This window comes from Xanthomonas nasturtii (assembly GCF_001660815.1).
In the GTDB taxonomy this organism is placed as follows: Bacteria; Pseudomonadota; Gammaproteobacteria; order Xanthomonadales; family Xanthomonadaceae; genus Xanthomonas; species Xanthomonas nasturtii.
Genome location: NZ_LYMI01000052.1, coordinates 1 through 23,015, shown reverse-complemented (window position 1 = coordinate 23,015; position 23,015 = coordinate 1). Strand labels below are relative to the sequence as shown.

The 23,015-nt window shown below is 62.4% G+C and carries 19 protein-coding genes and 2 pseudogenes; 13 read left to right on the top strand and 8 right to left on the bottom strand.

Features of this window, described 5'->3' with window-relative positions; genetic code table 11:
* Positions 1-1,344 (bottom strand): IS3 family transposase gene (locus tag A7D16_RS22630; protein ID WP_409350104.1). Its coding sequence is split into 2 segments (ribosomal slippage), with 1,342 coding nucleotides annotated over them: positions 1-874 and positions 877-1,344; the frame shifts between segments, so codons are not numbered across the junction. This gene is flagged as partial in the annotation.
* Between the two features lie 215 nt (positions 1,345-1,559).
* Between A7D16_RS22630 and A7D16_RS17145 the strand changes: the two genes are divergently transcribed.
* Positions 1,560-2,978 carry a cryptochrome/photolyase family protein gene (locus A7D16_RS17145; RefSeq protein ID WP_064634488.1) on the top strand — a complete coding sequence of 473 codons (1,419 nt, stop codon included), beginning with the start codon at positions 1,560-1,562 and terminating at the stop codon, positions 2,976-2,978.
* Between the two features lie 271 nt (positions 2,979-3,249).
* Positions 3,250-3,975 (top strand): OmpA family protein, encoded by a 726-nt coding sequence (locus A7D16_RS17140; RefSeq protein ID WP_064634487.1) that lies wholly within the window; start codon positions 3,250-3,252, stop codon positions 3,973-3,975.
* 622 nt (positions 3,976-4,597) lie between these two features.
* On the opposite strand, the gene A7D16_RS17135 is transcribed toward A7D16_RS17140, so the two are convergent.
* Positions 4,598-5,632 carry a LysR family transcriptional regulator gene (locus tag A7D16_RS17135; RefSeq protein WP_047696769.1) on the bottom strand — a complete coding sequence of 345 codons (1,035 nt, stop codon included), beginning with the start codon at positions 5,630-5,632 and terminating at the stop codon, positions 4,598-4,600.
* A 129-nt stretch (positions 5,633-5,761) separates the two neighbouring features.
* Here A7D16_RS17135 and A7D16_RS24155 point away from each other — a divergent pair, with 129 nt between their 5' ends.
* The 6 genes from A7D16_RS24155 (at position 5,762) to A7D16_RS17105 (ending at position 13,483) form a co-directional block, all read left to right on the top strand.
* Positions 5,762-5,986, top strand: coding sequence for a hypothetical protein (locus A7D16_RS24155; RefSeq protein WP_064634486.1), 225 nt, complete (start codon positions 5,762-5,764; stop codon positions 5,984-5,986).
* On the top strand, positions 5,983-6,756 hold the full coding sequence (locus A7D16_RS17125) for an SDR family NAD(P)-dependent oxidoreductase (RefSeq protein ID WP_064634485.1): 774 nt from the start codon (positions 5,983-5,985) through the stop codon (positions 6,754-6,756). The genes A7D16_RS24155 and A7D16_RS17125 overlap by 4 nt, the downstream gene beginning before the upstream one ends.
* Positions 6,753-7,943 (top strand): efflux RND transporter periplasmic adaptor subunit, encoded by a 1,191-nt coding sequence (locus A7D16_RS17120; protein ID WP_064634484.1) that lies wholly within the window; start codon positions 6,753-6,755, stop codon positions 7,941-7,943. Before A7D16_RS17125 ends, A7D16_RS17120 begins: the two co-directional genes overlap by 4 nt.
* A gap of 178 nt (positions 7,944-8,121) precedes the next feature.
* On the top strand, positions 8,122-11,295 hold the full coding sequence (locus tag A7D16_RS17115; RefSeq protein WP_064634483.1) for an efflux RND transporter permease subunit: 3,174 nt from the start codon (positions 8,122-8,124) through the stop codon (positions 11,293-11,295).
* 38 nt (positions 11,296-11,333) lie between these two features.
* Positions 11,334-12,065 (top strand): SDR family oxidoreductase, encoded by a 732-nt coding sequence (locus tag A7D16_RS17110; protein WP_064634490.1) that lies wholly within the window; start codon positions 11,334-11,336, stop codon positions 12,063-12,065.
* Complete coding sequence (locus tag A7D16_RS17105) at positions 12,059-13,483, top strand: efflux transporter outer membrane subunit (RefSeq protein ID WP_064634482.1); 1,425 nt, start codon at positions 12,059-12,061, stop codon at positions 13,481-13,483. The genes A7D16_RS17110 and A7D16_RS17105 overlap by 7 nt, the downstream gene beginning before the upstream one ends.
* 215 nt (positions 13,484-13,698) lie before the next feature.
* Here A7D16_RS17105 and A7D16_RS17100 read toward each other — a convergent pair whose 3' ends face one another.
* Complete coding sequence (locus A7D16_RS17100; protein ID WP_064634481.1) at positions 13,699-14,673, bottom strand: GGDEF domain-containing protein; 975 nt, start codon at positions 14,671-14,673, stop codon at positions 13,699-13,701.
* Positions 14,674-14,767: 94 nt separating this feature from the next.
* Between A7D16_RS17100 and A7D16_RS17095 the strand changes: the two genes are divergently transcribed.
* Positions 14,768-15,073: a hypothetical protein gene (locus A7D16_RS17095; protein WP_064634480.1), complete on the top strand. Its 306-nt coding sequence runs from the start codon at positions 14,768-14,770 to the stop codon at positions 15,071-15,073.
* A gap of 334 nt (positions 15,074-15,407) precedes the next feature.
* Here the strand turns inward: A7D16_RS17095 and A7D16_RS17090 are convergent, their stop codons facing one another.
* Positions 15,408-17,054, bottom strand: coding sequence for a sensor domain-containing diguanylate cyclase (locus A7D16_RS17090; RefSeq protein WP_064634479.1), 1,647 nt, complete (start codon positions 17,052-17,054; stop codon positions 15,408-15,410).
* Positions 17,055-17,262: 208 nt separating this feature from the next.
* On the opposite strand from A7D16_RS17090, the gene A7D16_RS17085 reads away from it, so the two are divergent.
* From A7D16_RS17085 to A7D16_RS17080, 3 genes and pseudogenes are all read left to right on the top strand, one after another.
* Complete coding sequence (locus A7D16_RS17085) at positions 17,263-17,511, top strand: hypothetical protein (protein WP_064634478.1); 249 nt, start codon at positions 17,263-17,265, stop codon at positions 17,509-17,511.
* 78 nt (positions 17,512-17,589) lie between these two features.
* Positions 17,590-17,760, top strand: coding sequence for a hypothetical protein (locus A7D16_RS23810; protein ID WP_162841563.1), 171 nt, complete (start codon positions 17,590-17,592; stop codon positions 17,758-17,760).
* 566 nt (positions 17,761-18,326) lie between these two features.
* Positions 18,327-19,118 (top strand): annotated as a pseudogene (locus A7D16_RS17080) (DUF6538 domain-containing protein); the annotation flags it as partial.
* A 146-nt stretch (positions 19,119-19,264) separates the two neighbouring features.
* Here the strand turns inward: A7D16_RS17080 and A7D16_RS17075 are convergent.
* Both A7D16_RS17075 and A7D16_RS17070 read right to left on the bottom strand, forming a co-directional pair.
* A complete protein-coding gene (locus A7D16_RS17075; RefSeq protein ID WP_064634477.1) occupies positions 19,265-19,696 on the bottom strand; it encodes a type II toxin-antitoxin system VapC family toxin in 432 nt (143 codons plus the stop codon).
* On the bottom strand, positions 19,693-20,301 hold the full coding sequence (locus A7D16_RS17070; protein ID WP_064634476.1) for a DUF433 domain-containing protein: 609 nt from the start codon (positions 20,299-20,301) through the stop codon (positions 19,693-19,695). Before A7D16_RS17070 ends, A7D16_RS17075 begins: the two co-directional genes overlap by 4 nt.
* 340 nt (positions 20,302-20,641) lie before the next feature.
* On the opposite strand from A7D16_RS17070, the gene A7D16_RS17065 reads away from it, so the two are divergent.
* Complete coding sequence (locus A7D16_RS17065) at positions 20,642-20,947, top strand: DUF3892 domain-containing protein (RefSeq protein WP_064634475.1); 306 nt, start codon at positions 20,642-20,644, stop codon at positions 20,945-20,947.
* 292 nt (positions 20,948-21,239) lie between these two features.
* Here A7D16_RS17065 and A7D16_RS17060 read toward each other — a convergent pair.
* Both A7D16_RS17060 and A7D16_RS17055 read right to left on the bottom strand, forming a co-directional pair.
* A pseudogene (locus A7D16_RS17060) lies at positions 21,240-21,596 on the bottom strand (DNA/RNA non-specific endonuclease); the annotation flags it as partial.
* 850 nt (positions 21,597-22,446) lie between these two features.
* Positions 22,447-23,015, bottom strand: a 569-nt coding sequence (locus A7D16_RS17055; RefSeq protein WP_064634474.1) for an IS3 family transposase, incomplete at its 5' end; no start/stop codon positions are given.

Genomic DNA, 23,015 nt, shown 5'->3' with positions numbered 1-23,015 from the left:
CTAGCTCGGCCTGTTGCCGGTACTTTACCGGGCTCAGGCCGTTCAATTTCAACTTGATCCGGTCTTCGTTGTAGTACCTGATGTACTCCACCAGCCCGGCTTCTAGGCGTTCGATGCTGTCAAAGCTGTTGAGGTAGAAAAATTCTGACTTCAGCGTCCCGAAGAAGCTCTCCATGGCCGCGTTGTCCAAGCAGTTGCCGCGTCGGGACATGCTTTGTTTCAGAGAATGGTTTGCGAGCTTATGCCGGTAATTTTCGTGCTGGTAGTGCCATCCCTGGTCAGAGTGGATCATCGGCCGAGCGTCGGGTGACAGTTTCTTGATTGCCTGATCCAGCATCTGACCTACCAGGTCCAACACCGGCCGGCGTTTCATCTGGTAAGCCACAATTTCGCCGTTGTACAGATCCATGATTGGTGAAAGATAGAGCTTCATGCCCTGCACCTTGAACTCGGTGACATCGGTCACCCACTTCTGGTTAGGCATAGCGGCTTCAAACTGGCGGTCCAGTACATTGGGCACGATGACATTGGCTGCGCCCCTGAATGCGCGGTAGCGCTTGATGCGTACCCGCGATTGCAGGCCCAGTGCGGCCATCAGACGCTGCACCCGCTTGTGGTTGATCGCCTCACCCTGATTGGCCAATTCCAGTGTGATGCGGCGATAGCCATAGCGCCCTTGGTGTTCATCGTAAATCGCGCGGATGCGCTCGCACAGCGCGACCTCGCCCTGATCGGGATGGGCCAGGGCATGCATCTGGTAGTAAAACGTGCTGCGTGAAAGCTCGGCCGCTTCGAGCAAAAGCGGCAGTGCGTGGGTCTGCCTCAATCCTTGGACGGCGTGCGCTTTGTACGCTGCGCCGCCTGCTCTTGCTGGATCAAGGCATCGAGTTTTTTTAGGTAGGCCGTCTCCGCACGCAGGTAGGCCACTTCCTTGAGCAGCTCATCGCGGCTCATGTCCTCGGCGGGCTTGGACGAGCTGGTCTTTTTCATCGGTTTGTGAGGCGGCAATGGAGGTGGCGCTAACGCTTGGGCGCCGCCGTCAGCATACAGCCGTTGCCACTGTGCCACCGCGCCGGCACTGCCTATCTGGAAGTAGCTCGTGGCCTCGCGCGCAGACATCCCCTCTTGGCGCATCTTTTCAAGAACCTCCAGCTTGAACGGGACATCGTAGGACCGAGGCTTGCGGTCAAACCCGCGCCAACCATGTAGCCGGTAGGTCGCTGCCCAACGCCTGACCGTAGAGAAATCCAGACCATAACTGCGGGCCACCGCCTTGAGCGAGATTGAGGTCTTGCAGGCCTCCTTGGCGACCTGAAGTTTGAAGCGTGCATCATATCGATTCATGAAATCCTCGGAGTTGGACGGGGTGTCCAACTTCCGGGGGTCACTTCATGGACGGGTTGACGGCGTGTCCCGCGAGCGGTGAGGACACCGCACCCTTGACCGACGCTGTGCGTTTGCTGCGGGGTCCTTGCTACACCAATGCACGCCGCTGCCTCGCGCCATCGTTGCATCTGCTGGCTTATGCTGCGCAGCCTTACCGTCGCTGCCGAGTTCGCATGTCATACGCCATCGTCTGGTTCCGTCGCGATCTGCGTCTGCAAGACAACCCGGCCTTGCGCGCCGCAGTGGATGCCGGGCATCACCCGATTCCGCTGTATATCGATGCGCCGCACGAAGAAGGCGAGTGGACGCCTGGTTCCGCATCGCGCAGCTGGCGCCATCGGTCGCTGGCGGCGCTGGATGTAGCGTTGCGCGCGCTGGGCAGCGGCCTGGTCATCCGCGCCGGCAATAGCGCACAGGTGCTGGACGAGATGATCGCCCAGACCGGCGCGGTGGCGGTGTACTGGAACCGCAAATACGAACCGGCCACGCAACCGCGCGATGCGCAGATCAAACGTACATTGCGCGAACGCGGCATCGAAGTGCAGAGCTGCAATGCTGCGTTGCTGTTCGAGCCTTGGCAGTTGTCCACCCAGCAAGGCGGCCCGTACAAGGTGTTTACGCCGTTCTGGCGCAATGCGTTGACGCAGCTGCAATTGCCTGCCGCAATGGCGGCGCCGCGCAGCCTGCCGCCGTTGCCCGCGACGTTGACGACAGAGGCACTCGACACGTTGCAGCTGGTGCCGCGCTTGAACTGGGACCAGGGCTTCTGGGAGCACTGGCAGCCTGGCGAAGCTGGCGCACATGAAATGCTGGAGATCTTCATCGACGGTGCGCTCAACGGCTATCGTGAAAACCGCGACCGCCCCGACCGCGTTGGCACCTCGCAGCTGTCGCCGCACCTGCACTTCTGCGAGATAGCGCCGTGGCGCATTGCTAGTACGTTGGAAGCGCATCGCAACGCGCGTAACGGTGCGGAAATCGACGGTTATATCCGCCAGTTGGGCTGGCGCGATTTTGCGTATCACTTGCTGCATCACTTTCCGGACACCACCAACCAGAATCTCAATCCGCGCTTCGAAGGATTCGATTGGGCGTCGGTGGATCCGGTCGCGCTGCAGGCGTGGCAACGTGGCCGCACCGGCATTCCGATCGTCGATGCCGGCATGCGTCAGCTCTGGCATACCGGCTGGATGCACAACCGCGTGCGCATGATCGTGGCGAGTTTGTTGTGCAAGCATTTGCGCATCCACTGGATCGAAGGCGCGCGGTGGTTCTGGGACACGCTGTTGGATGCGGACCTGGCCAACAACACCATGGGCTGGCAATGGGTGGCCGGCACCGGCGCCGATGCGGCGCCGTATTTCCGCGTGTTCAACCCGGTGACGCAGGCGGAAAGATTCGATCCGCAAGCGGCGTACATTACGCGTTGGGTGCCCGAGCTCGGCAAGCTCGCAGTAAGGGAACGCTTTGCGCCGTGGTTGCATCCGTTGTCGCTGGCACGCTTTGCACCGGAGTACCCGCGCACGCCGATCATTGGTCTGGCCGAGGGGCGCGATGCGGCGTTGGCCGCGTATGCGAAATCGCGCGCATAGTGGCTGCTGATCGATACGCGTGTGCCTGCTTCGATTACGCACGAGGCAGTGGTGGAACGGTCGCACGCAACGCAGAACAGGCGCGCATTTTGCGGTGCACATTGGCCGACGGAATGGCACATGTGCACGCGCGCAGGCCGAAAACGTTTTCCTGAATGGTGCACCCGCTGCACGCGCATTGCGTCCGTTTTCATCATGCGCCAGTCGCGTTGGCCTGTTTATCCTCATGCACACGATTGAGTGCCGGATGGTCCGGTCATAGGAGAACACCATGTCCCCAGCAGCCACCAAGAGTCTCGCCGTTGCCTTGGCCAGTGCCATTGCGCTGTCCGCCTGCGCCACCGGCGGCTCGTACGTGCAGCGCGATCAATATGGCGAGCAGACGCAACAGCAGAACCGGACTGGGCGCAATGCGCTGATCGGCACCGCCATCGGTGTGGCTGCAGGCCTGCTCACCGGTGATAGCGCCACCGAGCGTCGTCAGCACGCCATGGTCGGCGCGGGCATCGGCGCACTGAGCGGCGCGGCGGTGGGCCAGTATCAGGACCGCCAGGAGCGCGCGCTGCGCGAGCGCACCGCCAACACCGGTATCGAAGTGCAGCGTCAGGGCGACAACATCAGCCTGAACCTGCCGGACGGCATCACCTTCGACTTCGGCAAGGCTGCATTGAAGCCGCAGTTCTACACCGCGCTCAATGGTGTGGCCTCCACGTTGCGCGAATACAACCAGACCATGGTGGAAGTGGTCGGACATACCGATAGCGTCGGCAGCGATGCGGTAAACCAACGCTTGTCCGAGGAGCGCGCCGGTGCTGTGGCGCAATACCTGACCGCGCAGGGCGTGCAGCGTGAGCGCATGGAAACCATGGGTGCCGGCAAGCGTTATCCGATTGCCGACAACAGCACCGATGCCGGCCGCGCACAGAACCGTCGCGTCGAGATCCGCCTGATCCCGTTGCGTGCAGAAGGCGCTGCCAGCAATACCGGCATGCGTTGAGGCTGATGTATTGAACCGTGGGTCGGTCGATTTGACTGGCCCCGATGTATAGAAAAACAGGCCGCGAAAGCGGCCTGTTTTTTTGCGCTGCATTTCTGGTGATCAAAAGCGGCTGATCTGCGTCTGGGCTGCAGGGCCCTTGCCCGCCCACCATCGCGGGACACGCTGCAAGTACGTCCATGTAAGCTCTGGCGCGGCATCCATGCCGCTCAAGGTCCCGCGACGGTAAGCGGGCAAGGACCAGTCGAGATGGTCGGTGTGCATGGTTTTCAACGAGCAACCGTCAAGCCGCTGCGCGCTCCTCGTTTTTCAGTAAAGCCACCAGCCAACTGTCTGGTGCGGTGTCCTCACCGCTTGCGGCATGGATGCCGCCACCGAGCCCCCATGGACGGGTTAACGGCGTGTCCCGCGAGCGGTGAGGACACCGCGCACTCGACTAACCAAGCTTCTGATCTAGATAGTTGCGGGACCTGTGTTGCTCAACAGCTTGGAGCTACGTCTCTTTGATGCAACACGCACCGGCATTCAACCATCGCTTGCACACGTACCCTAAACCGCCCGTTGGGCACCTTCTCCCGAGTGGGAGAAGGATTGCCCCATTGGGCGACTGCCTGAAGCGGTCTTAGGCCGTGACATTTTCCAGAATGCGCTTGCCCTCGGCGCGCAGTTCCGCTTCTGCGCCCACTTCGACTTTCGCGTCGTTGTCGGCTTTTTGCGCGGCCAGACGGGCAGGGCACTGCGCCATCATGTAGTCCGCATCGAAGTTCATCCGCGTCACCAGAAAGTCCACGAATGCACGCACCTTCGGCGACACCAATCGACCGCCGGCGAACACGGCATTGAAATCCACCTCCGGCCCGGTCCACCCGGCCAGCACGCGGCGCACCAGACCCGTTTGCACGAATGGCTTGGCCATCACATCGCCGGTCAGCAACAAGCCTTCGCCGCACAGTACTGCGCCGTTGAGCGCGGCCGGGTCGTTGGCCACCATCAGCGGATTGACCGGGAAATCGCGCACATCGCTGCCATCGCTGAGCGACCAGAAAAAGCGGTTGTTGTGCACGTTGCGGTTCTTGCGCAGCGCCAGCGTGCGATGAAATTGCAGCTCGTCCGGATGCAACGGCTCGCCATAGCGCTCGATGTAGGACGGGCTGGCGAACACCTGCGTGCGCAGGCTGCCGAGTTTGCGTGCGACCAAATTCGAATCGGGCAGCGCACCGACGCGCAGCGCCAGGTCGGCTTCGCCGCCGATCAGATCCAGCTTCTCGTTGCCCAGATGCATATCCAGCTGGATTTCCGGGTATTGCGCATGGAATTCGCCCAGCAATGGCGCGATCCAGGTGATGCCCAGCGAATACGGCACGGTGAAACGCAGCCAGCCGCGCGGGCCGGACTGCAGTTGCCCCACCGCGCTTTCGGCTTCTTCCAGCTCGCGCGCAATACGTTGGCAATGCTCGTGATACACCGAGCCGGCTTCGGTCAATCCGATACGGCGCGTGGTTCGGTGCAACAGGCGTGCACCCAGCCGGGTTTCCAGTTCCTGCACCTTGCGGCTGACGGTGGTCTTGGGCAGGCCAAGCGCGTTGGCGGCAGCGATGAAGCTGCCTTGTTCCACCACCTTGACGAAGATCAAGGTGTCGTTGAGGTCGTGTGTCATGGGACTGCCTTCCGAGGGTCAGGAGGGATTGGACCGCTTGCGGGACGATTATTCCCCTAAATCCGGACTAATCAAGTGCTGCTTTGAGGCCTAGCTTATGCAGCACCTCTTCCACCCAGGAGCACGGCCATGTGGTTGTGCGATGTCTTCGGCTTGCCCTCGAGTTCCCGCAGCACGATTGAAAGCGCCTTCGATCCTGTGGTTTGGCCGGTAAGAAGCCCGCGCGCCAGCGTTTCGCGCACGTTCGCAGCCTCGCCCAAGCGCCAGGCCGGCGGCGCGCCTGCGCAGCGGACTGGACTGCCGTCACGGGTACGGCGTGGAATTGTCCCGATGTCGGGAGTGAAAGTCCCATGACCGGGATGGTCCAATCCGAGACGGCCGTCATTGGTGGCGCGGGTAACGTGGGCGCGGGCTTCGTCGCCGCCTTGCTCGACGCCGGCATGCCGACCGTGGTGATTGGACGCGCCGCCGCCAAGCTCGACGCGCTGCGCGCGCAGCATGGCCACTCGCCGCTGCTGGAAACCGTGCAAGGCTCGGTCGCCGATGACGCTTCGGCGCAGGCGCTTGCCACCGAGCTGGCGCAGCGCCCACGTCCGCTGGCAGCGGTGATCGCCAGCCTGGGCAGCCCGCTCAAGGCCGGCCGCCTGCTCGACCGCCCGGTCGCTGCGCTGCGCCGCCGGATCGAGCGCGATGTGCTGCCGCACCTGGCCGCGGCCCGCCACCTGCTGCCATTGCTGGCCGAAGCCGAAGGCGGCGGGCGCTATGTGTTGCTGGGCAGCCCGTGCGCATTGCGCGCCTGGTCGGCGCACGGCGACATGTCGATTGCTGCCGCTGCCACCCGCATGCTCGCCCAGGTGCTGCATGAAGAAGCAAAGCCGCTTGGCGTGCGCGTGCACTTGCTGTCGGTCGAGCAGCCGGTGTGTACGCCCGGCCGCGCCAAGGACGCGTGTCCGGAATGGATCCGCGCCGTGGATGTCGGCCGCGCCGCCGTGTCCCTGATTGCCGGACCTGGCCAGCCCGGACAAGCCATCGTGACCGTCAGTCGTCTCCCGCATGCCGCACCGTCGGCGAACCGGCTGGCAGGTTTGCAATTTCCCATTCCCACCCGAGAGATTTCCCCATGACCACGAACGCCACCCCGTTCCGTTTTCCTTTACGTACTGTGTTGACGGGCGCCGTGCTCGCCGTCGTGCTTGCCGCCTGCGGCGGTGGTGCCGCGCAGACCGGTGCACCGCCGCCGCCCAGCGTCAGCGTCGCGCCGGTGTTGCTGAAAGAGATCAGCCAATGGGACGAATTCAGCGGTCGCATCGAGCCGGTGGAAAGCGTCGAGCTGCGTCCGCGCGTGTCCGGCTATATCGACAAGGTCAACTACACCGAAGGTGCCGAAGTGAAGAAGGGCGATGTGCTCTTCAGCATCGACGACCGTAGCTACCGCGCCGATTTTGCCCGCGCCAACGCAGCGATGGTGCGGGCCCGCACGCAGGCCACGCTGGCGCGCAGCGAAGCGACACGTGCGCGCAAACTCTCAGACCAGCAGGCCATTTCCACCGAAATCTGGGAGCAGCGCCGCGCTGCCGCCGACCAGGCCGATGCCGACCTGCTGGCCGCACAGGCCGCGGTAGACACCGCCAAGCTCAACCTGGACTGGACCCGCGTGCGCGCACCGATCGACGGCCGCGCCGGGCGCGCAATGGTCACCGCCGGCAACCTGGTCACCGCCGGCGACAGCGCCAGCGTGCTGACCACGCTGGTGTCGCTGGACAAGGTGTTCGTGTACTTCGATGCCGATGAAGGCACCTTCCTGCGTTACTCGCAGATGGCCCGCAACGGCGAGCGTCCGGACGAGCGCGGCGGCCAATTGCCGGTGCGTATCGGCCTGGTTGGCGAGCAGGGCTTCCCGCACGCAGGGCGCGTGGATTTCCTGGACAACCAGGTGACCCGCAGCACCGGCACCATCCGCGTGCGCGCGGTGCTGGACAACGCGCAGCGGCAGTTCACGCCGGGCCTGTACGCCCACGTGCAGCTGCTGGGCAGCGGCCAGTTCAAGGCCATGCTGGTGGACGAAAAGGCCGTGCTGACCGACCAGGACCGCAAGTACGTGTACGTGGTCGACAAGGACGGCAAGGCGCAGCGTCGCGATGTGGAGCTCGGCCGCAGTGCCGATGGTCTGCGCATCGTGCGCAAGGGTCTGGCTGCCGGCGACCGCGTGGTAGTCGATGGCGTGCAGAAGATCTTCATGCCCGGCATGCCGGTCGATGCCAAGGCCGTTGCCATGGCACCGGCGGCGGACAAGCGCACCGCTTCCAACTAGGTATCGCCAGCGCAGCGTGCGCGCAGTCGTGCCGGCCCGGCGATTGCGCACCACCTGCCACGGTTGCACTGATTCATCGCTGCATCGCGGCCCATGACCGCCGGCCTTGTCACCAGGCCGGCCCGGGGCCGCTGTGCCGCGCCGCCACCCGGCGGCAACCTCTTTCAGGACCATTCCAATGGACTTTTCCCGTTTTTTCATCGACCGGCCGATCTTTGCCGCGGTGCTGTCGATCATCATCTTCGCGGCTGGCTTGATCGCCATGCCGCTGCTGCCGATCAGCGAATACCCCGAAGTGGTACCGCCGAGCGTGCAGGTGCGCGCGGTGTATCCGGGCGCCAACCCCAAGGTCATTGCCGAGACCGTCGCCACGCCGCTTGAAGAAGCGATCAACGGCGTGGAAAACATGATGTACATGAAGTCGGTGGCCGGCTCCGATGGCGTGCTGGTGGTCACCGTGACCTTCAAGCCCGGCACCGACCCGGACCAGGCGCAGGTGCAGGTGCAGAACCGCGTCAGCCAGGCGCAGGCGCGCTTGCCCGAAGACGTGCGCCGGCAAGGCGTGACCACGCAGAAGCAGTCGCCGACGCTGACCATGGTGGTGCATCTGACCTCGCCCAAGGGCAAGTACAACTCGTTGTACCTGAGCAATTACGCCACCTTGAAGGTCAAGGACGAGCTGTCGCGCCTGCCGGGCGTGGGCCAGATCCAGATCTTCGGTGCCGGCGACTACGCCATGCGCATCTGGTTGAACCCGGACAAGGTCGCCGCGCGCGGGCTCACCGCCAGCGACGTGGTCGCCGCCATTCGCGAGCAGAACGTGCAGGTCTCCGCCGGCCAGCTCGGTGCCGAGCCGATGCCCAACAAGAGCGACTTCCTGCTCTCGATCAATGCGCAGGGCCGCCTCACCACCGAAGAAGAGTTCGGCAATATCGTGATCCGCAGCGGCAACAGCGGCGAGATCGTGCGGCTGAGCGACGTGGCTCGTCTGGAACTGGGCGCCGGCAACTACACCCTGCGCTCGCAGCTGGACAACCAGAACGCGGTGGGCATGGGCGTGTTCCAGTCGCCAGGTGCCAACGCAATCGAATTGTCCGACGCAGTGCGCGCCAAGATGGCCGAGCTGGAAAAGCAGTTCCCGCAGGACATGGCGTGGTCGGCTGCGTACGACCCGACCGTGTTCGTGCGCGACTCGATCAGCGCAGTGGTGCACACGCTGCTGGAAGCGGTGCTGTTGGTGGTGCTGGTGGTGATCCTGTTCCTGCAGACCTGGCGCGCTTCGATCATTCCGTTGCTGGCGGTGCCGGTGTCGGTGGTCGGTACGTTTGCCGCGTTGTATCTGCTGGGTTTCTCGATCAATACGCTGAGCCTGTTCGGGCTGGTGCTGGCGATCGGCATCGTGGTCGACGACGCAATCGTGGTGGTGGAAAACGTCGAGCGCAATATCGAAGAGGGTCTCACCCCGCTGGCTGCGGCGCATCAGGCAATGCGCGAAGTGTCCGGGCCGATCATCGCCATCGCGCTGGTACTGTGCGCGGTGTTCGTGCCAATGGCATTTCTATCGGGCGTGACCGGCCAGTTCTACAAGCAGTTCGCGGTGACCATCGCCATTTCCACGGTGATCTCGGCGATCAACTCGCTCACCCTGTCGCCGGCGCTGGCGGCGATGCTGCTCAAGGCGCACGACGCGCCGAAGGATGGCCCGTCGCGGTTGATCGATCGTTTGTTCGGCTGGTTGTTCCGTCCGTTCAACCGTTTCTTCAACAGCAGCTCGCACAAGTATCAGGGCGCAGTGTCGCGGGCGCTGGGCAAGCGTGGTGCGGTATTCCTGGTGTACCTGCTGCTGCTGGTGGCCACCGGCTTCATGTTCAAGGTGGTGCCGGGCGGTTTCATTCCGACCCAGGACAAGCTGTACCTGATCGCCGGCACCAAACTGCCGGAAGGCGCGTCGCTGGAGCGGACCAACGAGGTGATCCGCCAGATCAGCCAGATTGCGCTGCAGACCGAAGGCGTGGATCACACCGCCGCGTTTCCCGGTTTGAATCCGCTGCAGTTCACCAACACGCCCAACACCGGCACGGTGTTCATCACGCTCAAGCCGTTCAGTCAGCGCAGCCGCAGCGCCGTGCAGATCAATGCCGAGCTCAATGCACGCATCAGCCAGATCCAGCAGGGCTTTGCGTTCGCCTTCATGCCGCCGCCGATTCTGGGCCTGGGACAGGGCTCGGGCTATTCGCTGTACATCCAGGACCGTGCGGGTCTGGGTTATGGCCAGTTGCAGAGCGCGGTCAATGCGATGTCCGGTGCGATTTCGCAGACGCCGGGCATGCAGTTCCCGATCGGTACCTACCAGGCCAACGTGCCGCAGCTCGACGCCAAGGTCGACCGCGACAAGGCCAAGGCGCAGGGCGTGCCGCTGACCAACCTGTTCGACACGCTGCAGACCTACCTGGGCTCGGCCTACATCAACGACTTCAATCGCTTCGGTCGCACCTATCAGGTGATCGCCCAGGCCGATGGGCAGTTTCGCGACAGCGTCGAAGACATCGCCAACCTGCGTACCCGTAACGCCAATGGCGACATGGTGCCGATCGGCAGCATGGTCACGCTGGGCCAGACCTACGGGCCGGACCCGGTGATCCGCTATAACGGCTACCCGGCCGCCGACCTGATCGGTGAAGCGGACCCGCGCGTGCTCTCGTCCACACAGGCGATGCAGACGCTGGCCGGCATGGCGCCGAAGGTGTTGCCCAACGGCATGAACATCCAGTGGACCGATCTGAGCTATCAGCAATCCATCCAGGGTAACTCGGCGCTGATCGTGTTCCCGATGGCGGTATTGCTGGCGTTCCTGGTGCTGGCTGCGTTGTACGAGAGCTGGACGTTGCCACTGGCGGTGATCCTGATCGTGCCGATGACCTTGCTGTCTGCCTTATTCGGCGTGTGGCTCACCGGCGGCGACAACAACGTGTTCGTGCAGGTGGGGCTGGTGGTGTTGATGGGCCTTGCGTGCAAGAACGCGATCCTGATCGTGGAGTTCGCCCGCGAACTCGAAATGCACGGCAAGGGCATCGTTGAAGCCGCGCTGGAAGCCTGCCGCCTGCGTCTGCGCCCGATCGTGATGACCTCCATCGCCTTCATCGCCGGCACCGTGCCGCTGGTGCTCGGCCATGGCGCCGGCGCCGAAGTGCGCTCGGTCACCGGCATCACCGTGTTCGCCGGCATGCTCGGTGTGACCTTGTTCGGCCTGTTCCTGACCCCGGTGTTCTACGTGGCACTGCGCAAGTGGGTGACCCGTGGCGAACAACCCGCCGCACCGGCTGCCGTCTCGCACGATCCCGTCAAGGCGTAAGCGCGGTGGTGCATTCCATCAATTTGAAGGAAATTGAAATGAGCAACAGCACAATTGCACTGGTCACCGGCGCAACTCGTGGCATCGGTCTGGAAACCGTTCGGCAACTGGCCCAGGCCGGCGTGCACACGCTGCTGGCCGGCCGCAAGCGCGACGCCGCCGTCGCCGCCGCCCTCAAGCTGCAGGCCGAAGGCCTGCCGGTGGAAGCGATTCAACTGGACGTCAACGACGACATCAGCATCGCCGCTGCCGTCGGCACGGTGGAGCAGCGCCACGGCCACCTGGACATCCTGGTCAACAACGCCGGCATCATGGTCGAAGACATCCAGCGCAAGCCCTCCGAGCAGAGCCTGGATGCGTGGAAGAACACCTTCGACACCAACCTGTTTGCGGTGGTTGGCGTGACCAAGGCATTCCTGCCGCTGCTGCGTCGTTTGCTGGCCGGCCGCATCGTCAACGTGTCCAGCATCCTCGGCTCGTTGACCTTGCACAGCCAGCCCGGCTCGCCGATCTATGACTTCAAGATTCCGGCCTACAACGCGTCCAAGAGCGCGTTGAACAGCTGGACCGTGCATCTGGCCTATGAACTGCGCGACACCCCGATCAAGGTCAACACGGTGCATCCGGGTTACGTCAAAACCGACATGAACGGTGGCGGCGGCGAGATCGAGGTGGAGCAGGGCGCGCAAAGCAGCGTGCAGATGGCGCTGCTGGACGCGCATGGCGCCACCGGCAGCTACACCCACCTGGGAGAAACTTTGCCATGGTAAGAACATTGCTCGGCGCGGCGCTGGCCGCGCTGGTGCTCAGCGGTTGCGCGGTGGGGCCGGATTACCGGCCCGACCCGCCCGCATCGGTCACGCTGCAGGGCGCGCAGGACGCTGCCTTCAGCGCCGAATCGCCGGTCGGCAACTGGTGGTCGCAGTTCGACGACCCGGTGCTGGAGCAACTGGTGCGCGACGCGCTGTTCGCCAACCACGATCTGCGCATCGCCGTGTCGCGCGTCAAGCAGGCGCGCGCGGTGTTCGTCGAGCGTCGTCTGGACCAGGCGCCGCACATCACCGCGCAAAGCAGCTTCGATCGGCGCGAACAACAGCAGGTAATTGCCGGTAACCAGCGTTTCCTGACTGAACAGACCACACTGGGTCTGGATGCGGCCTGGGAGCTGGATCTGTTCGGCCGTCAACGCCGTGCCTCGGAAGCGGCACGTGCCGATCTGGACGCCGAGCAGGCCAACCTGCAGGACGTACAGGTCACGGTGGCTGCCGAAGTGGCGCGCAATTACTTCCAATTGCGCGGCACGCAGAAGCAGCTCGATGTCTCCAAGCGCACCCTGATCAATCTGCGCGATACCCAAAGGCTCACGCAAACGCGCTGGGACCTGGGCGCCGGCAGCGAGCTGGAGGTGCAGAGCAGCCTGGCGCGGTTGAAGGCGATCGAAGCGGATATCCCGTTGCTGGAAACCGCCGAAGCGCAGTACCGCCATCGTCTGGCCGTGTTGCTTGGGCAGCCGCCGGACGCGCTGGATGCCACCCTGGTGGCACGCAACATGCCGGCGTTCGCACGCCCGTTGCCGCTGGGCGACACCGCCGGGCTGCTGCGTCAGCGTCCGGATGTGCGTAGCGCCGAACGCCGGCTGGCGTCGGCCACCGCGCAGGTCGGCGTGGCCACGGCGGATCTGTTCCCGCGTATCAGCGTGAGCGGGTTTGTCGGCTTCCTGTCCGGCGATGCCGCCAGGTTGACCGAGGGCAACGCCAAGGCTTGGTCGATTACCCCGTCGATCAGCTGGGCGGCGTTCGACCTCGGCACCGTGCGTGCGCGCCTGCGTGCGAGCAAGGCGCAAGCCGAGGGCGCCTTGGCGCAGTACCAGCAAACTGTCCTGCTGGCACTGGAAGACACCGAAAACGCCTTGATCGGATATGGCCGCCAGCAGGCACGTCTGGCGATCATCGTGGAGCAGGCCAAGGCCGCGCGGCGTGCCGAACAGCTGGCGCAGATCCGCTACCGCGAGGGCTCGGAAGACTTCCTCACCCTGCTGGATGCACAGCGCACCCAACTGGCGGCGGACGACGCCTTGGCGCAGGCCGAGGCGGCGGTCAATGTCCGTGTGGTCGGCGTGTACAAGGCGCTGGGCGGCTGGAAGCAGGACCAAGCGCCTGCCGTTCCGGTGGCCGTGGTCGAGCGTTGAGAGGCAAGCGGGGCGGCCAATGGGTCGCCCCGCTTCGATTGACCGACGCATGACGCGACGTGGTCAGCCACCAGGACGTGGTGATCGGATGGAAGGCGGGGCGCGATGTCTGAGGCGCCCACAAGGCAATGCGGGGCTGTTGCATGGCTTGCGCGCCGCGCGCGGCGGCCTACGGTTCAAGCAGTGCGCCCTGGCTACCCAGCGCAGCGTGCCGCTCAGTCGGCAACCCGCACGCTGTCGCGTCCGCCGTTCTTGGCCAGATACAGCGCCGCATCGGCACGCGAAAACCAGTCCTGCCAATGCGTTTCGCCATCATGGCGGGCAGCACCCAGCGAGACGGTAATGCGTCCGCCCGGTCCGCGCAGGCCGTTGCGTATCACCTTGCGCAACCGTTCGGTGGCCGCTTCCAGTTCCGCCAGCGAGCCGGCGCGCAGCAGTACCACGAATTCTTCGCCGCCAAAACGGAACACCTGATGCGGTTCGCGCACTTCGTAGCGCAGGATGGTAGCCAGATCCGACAGCGCCGCGTCGCCTGCGGCATGCCCGTACAGATCGTTGACCTCCTTGAAGTGATCCAGATCCAGAATGATCAGGCTGTTGAGCCGCTCCTGCGGCTGGCGTTGATCAATCTGATGGGTGAGCGCCCGTTCGAGCATGCGGCGGTTGGGCAAGCCGGTCAGCGCATCCAGCGAGGCCAGCTCTTCCAGATGCACGCGGTCGTCCTGCATGCGCAGCGAGAACGCATAGCCCACCGCCAACGTCACCAGCGTCACCACGATCGTGGACACGCCCTGGCCCGGGCTGACGATCAAACCGGGCAAGAACAATAACGCCGCCAATAGTGGCAGGCTCAAAAGTACCGCACGTTGCGGCCCGCACAGAAAGTAATTGGTGGCCAGCACCGGAAACAGCCAGGGCAGGGCACCATCGCCGCCGGTCCAGCATGCCACCAGGCAGCCGGCGACATTGATCGACGCCAGCCACACGCCACCGGCGCCAGTGCTTTCAGCGCTGCGCATCTGCCAGCCGCGCCAGACTGCCAGCAATCCCAGCGACGCGGTGACCAGGCACGCAACTGCCTGACCGGTCATGGCCAGGTATACCGCATAGAGGCAAAGCAACAGCGCGGTGATTGGCCCAAGCATCTTGACGATGCCAAGGCGGAAATCCCGCCGCAGGTGGAGGATCACAGGGAAGGTTCTGTAGGAGTCGGCAACATTATCGGCCGGGTGTTGTCAAAGTTGAGTGCGTCTTCATCGCGGCAACGGGTCGGAAAATCAAGCGTTGCAGCGCAAGGCTTCGCATATCCTTGACGGCCTTGCCGCAACCGTATCGTCTTTGTCGTCGGAGTCTGCCATGCCCACCCGCGAAGAACTCGATATACGTCTGGACGCGCTGCAGGACGAACTGCCGCAGTTGGCGGCCGACGAAGATGCAGACTTCGACTATCTGGATTTTCAGGCGCGCGCCGAAGCGATCCTGAGCAGTGCCGCGCAGGAGGATGCAGCCTATGTGCGCACGCGCATCGATGGCATGCTGGCCGGCGCAGGCCTGATTCCGACCGACGACGCTGGGCATGCCTGCCGCTGAGGTCTTGCTATAAGCAACGGCGGAGAGGCCACCTGCTCGGTCGCCAGGCGGGCGCGTTCGGTGCTTGGCATGTACCGCGCAGACGCTCCGGTTCCTCCACGCCGCCCGCACTCATCGGCGGGCGCTCGCTACGTTTTTTGGCCCTATAAGTTCGACTGCATCTGCCTGGGCGATGCTTGCCAGGATGCGCTGCGTACTCAAGCGACGCAGCTTGTCGTGCAGTCGCTTCTATCGGAGCACTGATGCGGCGAGCGCTACACGCCGATGTAACCATCGATCATGCCGATTGACGCTGATGCAGGCGTTCGAGTGACGCCCTCCCGCTCAGTCGCGCTCACATCGCCGCTGCAGGCACGCCCGCACTCGCCACCTGATTGCGGCCGCCCTGTTTGGCGCGGTACAGCGCCTCGTCGGCCCGTCGCAACAGCTGCGCCACCGTTCCGGCCTGATCGGGGAAGCTGGCGACACCGAACGATGCGGTGACCTTCGGCAGCGAAACGCCATCGTTCATCACCTGCAGTGCTTCGATGGCGGCGCGCAGCTTCTCGGCCATCATGCAGGCGGTGGGCAGGTCCACCTCGGGCAGGATGATCGTCAATTCTTCGCCACCGTAGCGGCAGCAGATGTCCTCGCCGCGCGTCTGCGCCAGCAGCAACTCGCCAATGGCCGCCAGCACGCGGTCGCCGCCGCCGTGGCCATGCAGGTCGTTGAACTGCTTGAAGTGATCCACATCCAGCATCAATACCGATAGCGGCAGCACCCGACGCGTACAGCGCGCCAGTTCGTGGTTGAGCGCTTCTTCCAGATAGCGGCGGTTATACAGGCCGGTCAGCGGGTCGCGGATCGATTGCTGACGCAGCGTTTCGCGCAAGCGCAGGTTGTGCAGCGCCAACGAGAGTTGTTCTGCGGCCGCCTCGGCCACGGTCAACGATGCGAGGTCGCTTGGGTCTTCGCTGCGCAACGCCAACATCCCCAGCTGCGTGCCTTGTGCCGATAACGGTATGCAGGCTGTGCCTGCATGTGCCGGGAGATTGACGCCGGCATGCTGGCACAGCATGCCCTGGCTGGCGTCCATCACCACATGGGTGCGGTCGCGGCGCAGCGCCCAGCAGTTGTCCGGTGCGATGCTGGCGCTGTCGTCGTCGGCCATCGCGCCCCAGGCAACGACCTGTTCGGCGCGATCGCGCGATGCGCGCAGCAGGTACACCGCACCGGCTGCGCCGGGAATCAGCGGCGCAATCGTGCGTGCAGTGATTTCCAGTGCTTCTTCGGCATCGCGGCAGTTCTGCAGCAGCCCGGAATAACGCGCCAGTGCCTCCAGCCCGGCGGAGGTGCGTTCGAGTGCCGCGAACGACTCGATCAGGCGCTCGCTGGTATGGCTGGCTTGGTCCTCGGCACGCGTGCGCCGTTCCAGCTCGCGCGACAGCAAACGGTAGGCCAGCAGCATCACCAGCAGGCCGCTGACGATGCCGATCACCGTCACCCACAGCACCCATTGCGCACTGCGCGAGGTGGCGGCGTTACGCCTCACCAGCTGCTGCCGCTCCAGCTCCGTCATGGTCTGTACCTGGCGACGCAGCGACGAAGAGGTCTGGAACACGCCGCGTGCGATCGAGGCGCGTGCGCCGTCCAGGCCCTGCGTGCGATAGCTGTGCAACAGGTCGTCGATCTGCACCAGGCGTGCGTCCACCAAGCGGCCCAGCAGCACGACATGACGCCGTTGCACTGCGTTGTCCTGCACCAGTGCATCCAGCCGCACAATGCGCTCCGGCAGGCGGCCGATCGCGTCGGCATACACGCCCAGGAAGGCTTCGTTGTCGGTCAGCACATAACCGCGCACCGACGATTCCGCCGACAGCATGCCCGCCTGGATCTCGTCGATGCTGGCAATCACCTCCTGCGTATGCGTCACCCAGCCGGCGTCGGCCAGCGAGCGCTGCGTGGTCAGGTAGCCGCCCACGCCGATCAGCACGAAGATCATCCCGCCGAGCAGTAAGGCTCCGGCGGCATGGCGTTTTGCTTTCTTGGTCAACACCGTGTTCCCCAACACCGTTTGTCTGGTTGAGGCCGATGCAAGCGGCGTGCCTGCGCTTCACTCTGCTTAGCGAGTCAGCTGGCAGACGGGACCGTGCCCCCGGCCGCGACGATGCGGCGGTATCCTCATCGGCCGCGATTCGGAAGGGCACCCGTTGGTCATCTTTCTAGGCAAATACCAGCTGACCTGTCATGCCGCCAAAGGCGATGCCCGTGCCCACGGCTGGATTGCCGATTGGCACATCGCGCGGATCGGCGTTGGCCCGGCCGCAGAACTGGCAGGCGCCACGCTGTCGCCGGCGTTCGAAGATCACCGCAGCGCCATGACCGCTGCCCGCGTGGCCGGCATGGTCACGCTCGAAGCGATGCACGCCAAAGCGCAACAGCAGCGCGAACAGCTCTGAGCGACAGGTTCTGGTGCTGGCACGCAGCTTGCTGTGAATTCGATCAGGACGCCGCCAGGCGTCACCGGAGCCGGTGCAATGGAAGAGCCCAACAAGAGCGCCCTGGTCTTGCCGCAGCAGGAAGCCAGCGAACTGCTCGCACTGTTCGATCAACTTCGCGGTGAGGCCATTGCGCGTGATGAGTCTGCCGACGCGCTTTCAGAGCCAGCCGCCCGCAGCCACGAACCCCCAACGCGCGTCACTAACTGACGCAACAGGCGCAATCTGCGGTGGTGCCATGCAACGCCCATGAAAAAGGCCGGGAACTCTCTGCATCGAGACTTCCCGGCCTTAGTCGGCCGTCTTAGGACCGTTATTTGGTGGAGGTGGGCGGAGCCTGAAGACGCCCTTACGCAAGCCATTGACCCTAAAGCATTTTGGGTCTTCCGGCTGAGCCTGCTTTGATACCTCAAATGATACCTAAAGTCAGAGCTGAGTGAGTAGGGGCACTGCTGATTAGGTGCAGCGAGCGGTCGGCTGCACCGCTTGATCGCTAGCCCATTCTGAGATGCCTGCTCAGCAGTCCAGCTTGCTGTCGCGTCTTGGCTTGACGCACTCCAAGACCGATGCCTCAGGGCTTGGCAATAGGCCAAGTCCACGACTACTGACAGCGGCTCTCGCAAAGCGAAGCCGCAACCTTGACCACCAGTTGCCTCCGGCGATAGTGCTGCCCCCGCACTCGGTTTGAGAGGTTGATCGGTCCGCGCTGTCGTCGTTTTCGGAGCCCAACAGGAGTTCCAAGGGAGGCAAGGCAGTGCGCAACCGGTTCGTTGTTGATGCGTATCCCTCAGTATTTGTCGCGTTCGTTGCCCTCCGGTCGATGGTCCTTTCGGCAGCGGGTTCCCGCTGACCTCCAACCGCTGCTTGGCTTGCAGGCCATCAAGCGCACCTTGCACACGACCGTTTTGGAAGAGGCGCAACTGCGCGCGGCCACCTTGGCATCGCACTACGAGCGGCTGTTCGCTCGATTGCGGGACGACGGGTTGGATCGACGCGGTCAGGCAGACGCTTCCGCCTTGGTCGCATCCGCCTCTGCTGCAACACCCTTCCGCAACCTGACTTTGCATCGAACCAGGACGCCAGACGGGACCGTGCATGAGCGCTGGCAAATCGACAGCACCAAAGGCGTGAGGCTGTTTCGAGAACTCCACGAAGGCCTCGGCTCGGAAGGCGAACGATCAGTCCCACTGCCGGCGTCGCCACTGACTGTGGCAGCGTATGCCGCCAAGCTCGGCTCGACCCTTGAGCCAATGACGCTTGGGAAGGCGCGGCATGCGTGGTTGGCGACCTTGAAGGGCCGCACCTTGCCCAAGACCTATGTCATCAAGAAGTCGGCCATCCAAGCGTTGGTGGACTACCTGGGTGAGAAGACGAAGATCCGTACAATCACGCGGTCAGACCTGGCTCGCTGGTATCAGCAGATGCGGAAGGAGGGCGCGTCCACACCAACGCTGACGAACAAGCAGAGCTACATGGGCGGGAAGGGAGGATTTTTCGATTGGGCGATGGTCTCCGGTCACTACCCACGAGGTGAGAACCCGGCCAAGGGTCATGTGAGCTACTCGGCAAGTTAACGGCCGGCTGACTTATCGGCTCTGCTGGGCATTGCGGACGAAGGCAGCTTCACCGGAGCGTCCGCCAAGATTGGTATCTCGCAAATTCATCTATGATGAAAAGTGCCCTGAATAGGGCAGTCATCATGCAGAATCATTGGTCAGACGTCGATGATCTTCGGGGACTTGGTGTAGGGGTCTAACACGCGGAGATTTCGGCCCTTTACGTCCTTAACGTTACGCGTGACTAAGATCATGTTGTGAACCTTGGCAGTCGCGGCCAAGCCAGTGTCGTTGATATGCTTCTCGCTCTGCGCGAGGAGCTGCCCCCAGGTACGGGCGATATCGGGGGTGATGCTGATGATTCTTTCCTTGAATTCTTCGAAGAGCACCTCGATCCTATGCTCAATGTCGGCTGCCACTTCCGGCTTCTTTGTTCGCAATCGCTCGACGCCTTTCCATATTTCCAAGACAGTTAAAGAACTTATGTAGAACTTGCAATCGTCGACTTCACCTAGCCATTTAGTTGCGTTTGAATCGCCCTGAGTTTTTCCCATTTCGCGAAACACGTTTGTGTCGAGTAAATATTTCATTCTTCATCCATGAAGCTGTCGAGCTCTTCAAAGCTGGATCCTCTCACAGCCCTTTTGAAGGTTCGCCCAGGATACGGGCGACCTAACTTGGGATAGACCTCAGCATACGCACGCGCTGCGTCTATCTGTTCCAGAGTAAGACTGGGATAATCTTCCAGAACTTCACTTGGCGACATTCCCCCTTCTAGGAGTGCTGCGATCCGATGTGCTTCCACTGCGGTTCCGGCGATAACCGCCTCGCCATCTGAATTGGTCGTGACGTCTTTATGCAGAGCTTCTAGGGCATGCTGCCTCTTGTCCATCTCCGCCCGCAAAGACTGGATATGGATGCTTAGACTCCCAAGACGAACAGAGTCGACACGCTCCACATTGACCTTTTGCAGAGCCTTATACAGATCTCTACGAGCTTTGGCTGTCAACTCTTCCTGCAGCGATTTATTGGCAAACAAATAGAGCAGGTCCTCACGTTTAACGAATCGCATGCGTGTTCCTGCCTGCTTCGCGAGGGTCGTCTTTACAGGGCCAGTGTCAATGGTCTTTTTAACTGCCTTTACCGTCTCTCCCAAAACAAAGGCGACTTCGTTAGCCGTGTAAGAGTCAGACATTTTTCCTCCATGTATTTTCAATTAGACCCCATCATGGAGTTGCATTGGCCGGCTGTCAAGGCCACCCTGCGAGCTGCGCCGCTTCCAGAAAAATCTGACAGCAAGATGGCGAGAAAGCCGACAGTGACGACATGAAGAACCTGAGACAATTCTCTAGCCATCTGCCGGACTGCGCCCAGGCCCCCGAGCCGCTGGCGAACGAATCATCTGTTTTCCTTGCCCATTGGTTTTGGTTTTATTGTGGGCAAAGCCTACATGGCACTGCAGTGGGGTTCTTCCACGGGATGAACCTCGTCATCGGTTTTCTTTTGAAATAGATCGTCTCTCAAGAGGTTTCGAAATGTCTAGTGTGGATTATTACGTTTCCGCCATTGGATACAACTCCGATGAAACGCACATCGCAAAGCTAAGAGTTCATGAGGTGATGGTGGGGTCAACCAAGTTGAAGCCCGCTCAGGAACTAACGCGCCCTAAGGTCATTGAGATGATCGAGAAAGGGAAACGATTTTCCACTATGTTCCAGAAGGCGGAGGGGAATTGGGTAGTCGGAGCTCCGCTTCAGATCGTTCCTATGACGACAAAGTATCTGAAGACAAAGAATGATCAAACGACCAAGGATAACTTGGAAAATTTGCCTTTATTCTAAATCGGGATTTAAAGTGCGTGGCTAAGTCACTGCTTTGGTTTCACGACGCTTAAAGAAATTGCCGAAACTACGAGGTGGTTGGGGACGTCCTTGATCCCCGCGCTGGGTTTAGCACCACGCTGCTTGCGAAGGTACACCGAGTCGGGATCAAGGTGACTTGTCACTATTTTGCCGTAGCGCGAGATTGCCCGAAGCAGGCTTCACGGTCCGACCTGACACCGACAGTAGCCGTTTGTTAGGCGGCTACTGTCAAGAAATCGATTAATTTTCGTTGATGTTTTGGCACGACTTACACCTGCGGAACGATGTTGGACATCAAGTTCGCACGGCGGATGTAGGTTGCGTTGTAGTCCATGTGGTTGGAGGTCACCAAATGCCCCCGGTCATAGCCCGAGCGCACACTGGCGTAGGAAGCACTCGACGTTTGGCCGGCGCAGCCGCTGGGCAGTTCGGTATCCAGGTTGAAGCTTGAAGGGCGCGCTGCCGAGCTGGTGTCGGCTTGCAGTACATACTCGTAGCGCAGCGCGGTGCGGTTGGTGCAGTCGTAGCTCAACGTGTAGCCACCCTTGTTGAGCGTGACCACTTGGGCCTGAGCCGCAGCACTGAACGTGGTGATCAACGACACGGCGAGGAAGATTCGGAACCGCATAGCAGCACATCTCCTTGTGTTTTCTGGGGTCGCACAAGCTCAGCAAGCACGGAACAAGGCCGTTGCCTGTTGAGGAACGCATGAGTTGACGGAGTTGAAGCAGGCAGCCCAACTGGGCGAGTGGCAGGGTTGCGCCGAGCCCCTATTGCCACGATGTGGCACGCGGACGTCACTGTATCTAACAAACGAACTCTAGCGTCAATCCCTAATTCTTGAAGTTGTCACCCAGCTCCAACGACCTGAGCCACCAGTAGGTGGGTGGCTCCACAGCGAGGCACAGGCGGTGCGATCTCAGGCGATGCGACAGCGCCATCGATACTCTGGGTTATGGACAGAGCCCAGTTGCGAACCCACCTTGATCACTTGGACGATGCGGTGCCGGCGTTGCGGGCATCAAGTCCTGACAGATGCCATTTCTTACGCGCTTTCGCGGGTATGGCGCAGATCATTGAGGCAAAAGCTCTCACTGCTCAGGATGCCGAATTCGTTGCACGGCGGATCAATGAGATTTTGTTCTGGCATGGACTCAGAAGCATGGACGAACAAGGCTGGGGTGACGTCTGTTGCCAATCAGCCGACCTACTCTCACGCCCACTGAAAACGCCGCGATAACCCAGCTCACTTTGCTATTGCCAATGCGGTGGACGACAAGTTCTTGATTGGTCCTCTGGCTTGGAAGTCCTTAGAGTAAGCGGCGGCAACCGCTTGTTCAGATCGATTGATCGCCTGGCTAGCGGCCGCCCTGAAACTTGGACGTAAAGCGAGCGGCGGGTAGTTGGGTGGCCTTCCCATTGATGGGCACGGGTGTGGCGTCCACCCGACGTCCCCCCATCCTGAGTAGCAGGCGGGTCTAGAGTCCGGGGTTGATGATATCGGTGTTGGCCAGCTGTTGGGCATACGCGGAGGGCGTCATGCCGCCGATTGCTTTCTTGGGTCGCTCCTCGTTGTATTCGCGTCGCCAGCGCTCGATCTCGGTGCGTGCGTGCAGCAGTGTCGGGAACCAGTGCTCGTTGAGGCATTCATCGCGCAACCGGCCGTTGAACGATTCGACATAGGCGTTCTGGTTTGGCTTGCCGGGTTGGATGAGTCGCAACTGCACGCCACGCGCATGCGCCCAGGCCACCATTGCCTTGCCGCAGAACTCCTTGCCGTTGTCGGTGCGGATCACCTGCGGCAAGCCGCGGCTGATGGCCAGCCGCTCCAGCACACGCGTCACGCCATGGCCCGAGATTGCACGCTCCACCTCGATGGCGACCGCTTCGTGTGTGGCGTCGTCCACGATCACCAGGCACTTGATCGCCCGGCCGTCGGCGGTGCGGTCGAACACAAAGTCCATCGACCACACCTGGTTGGCCTGCAATGGCCGCAGCAGCGGCTGACGCTCGCCCACTGGCACTTTCTTGCGCTTGCGGCGGCGGA

Excerpts from the sequence above, each read along its gene's own strand:
- A7D16_RS17140 (WP_064634487.1), top strand. The coding sequence starts at position 3,250 with ATGTCCCCAGCAGCCACCAAGAGTCTCGCCGTTGCCTTGGCCAGTGCC.
- A7D16_RS17115 (WP_064634483.1), top strand. The coding sequence starts at position 8,122 with ATGGACTTTTCCCGTTTTTTCATCGACCGGCCGATCTTTGCCGCGGTG.
- A7D16_RS17135 (WP_047696769.1), bottom strand. The coding sequence starts at position 5,632 with ATGACACACGACCTCAACGACACCTTGATCTTCGTCAAGGTGGTGGAA.
- A7D16_RS17070 (WP_064634476.1), bottom strand. The coding sequence starts at position 20,301 with ATGTCTGACTCTTACACGGCTAACGAAGTCGCCTTTGTTTTGGGAGAG.
- A7D16_RS17105 (WP_064634482.1), top strand. The coding sequence starts at position 12,059 with ATGGTAAGAACATTGCTCGGCGCGGCGCTGGCCGCGCTGGTGCTCAGC.
- A7D16_RS17145 (WP_064634488.1), top strand. The coding sequence starts at position 1,560 with ATGTCATACGCCATCGTCTGGTTCCGTCGCGATCTGCGTCTGCAAGAC.
- A7D16_RS17075 (WP_064634477.1), bottom strand. The coding sequence starts at position 19,696 with ATGAAATATTTACTCGACACAAACGTGTTTCGCGAAATGGGAAAAACT.
- A7D16_RS24155 (WP_064634486.1), top strand. The coding sequence starts at position 5,762 with ATGTGGTTGTGCGATGTCTTCGGCTTGCCCTCGAGTTCCCGCAGCACG.
- A7D16_RS17120 (WP_064634484.1), top strand. The coding sequence starts at position 6,753 with ATGACCACGAACGCCACCCCGTTCCGTTTTCCTTTACGTACTGTGTTG.
- A7D16_RS23810 (WP_162841563.1), top strand. The coding sequence starts at position 17,590 with ATGGAAGAGCCCAACAAGAGCGCCCTGGTCTTGCCGCAGCAGGAAGCC.
- A7D16_RS17110 (WP_064634490.1), top strand. The coding sequence starts at position 11,334 with ATGAGCAACAGCACAATTGCACTGGTCACCGGCGCAACTCGTGGCATC.
- A7D16_RS17090 (WP_064634479.1), bottom strand. The coding sequence starts at position 17,054 with ATGATCTTCGTGCTGATCGGCGTGGGCGGCTACCTGACCACGCAGCGC.
- A7D16_RS17065 (WP_064634475.1), top strand. The coding sequence starts at position 20,642 with ATGTCTAGTGTGGATTATTACGTTTCCGCCATTGGATACAACTCCGAT.
- A7D16_RS17125 (WP_064634485.1), top strand. The coding sequence starts at position 5,983 with ATGACCGGGATGGTCCAATCCGAGACGGCCGTCATTGGTGGCGCGGGT.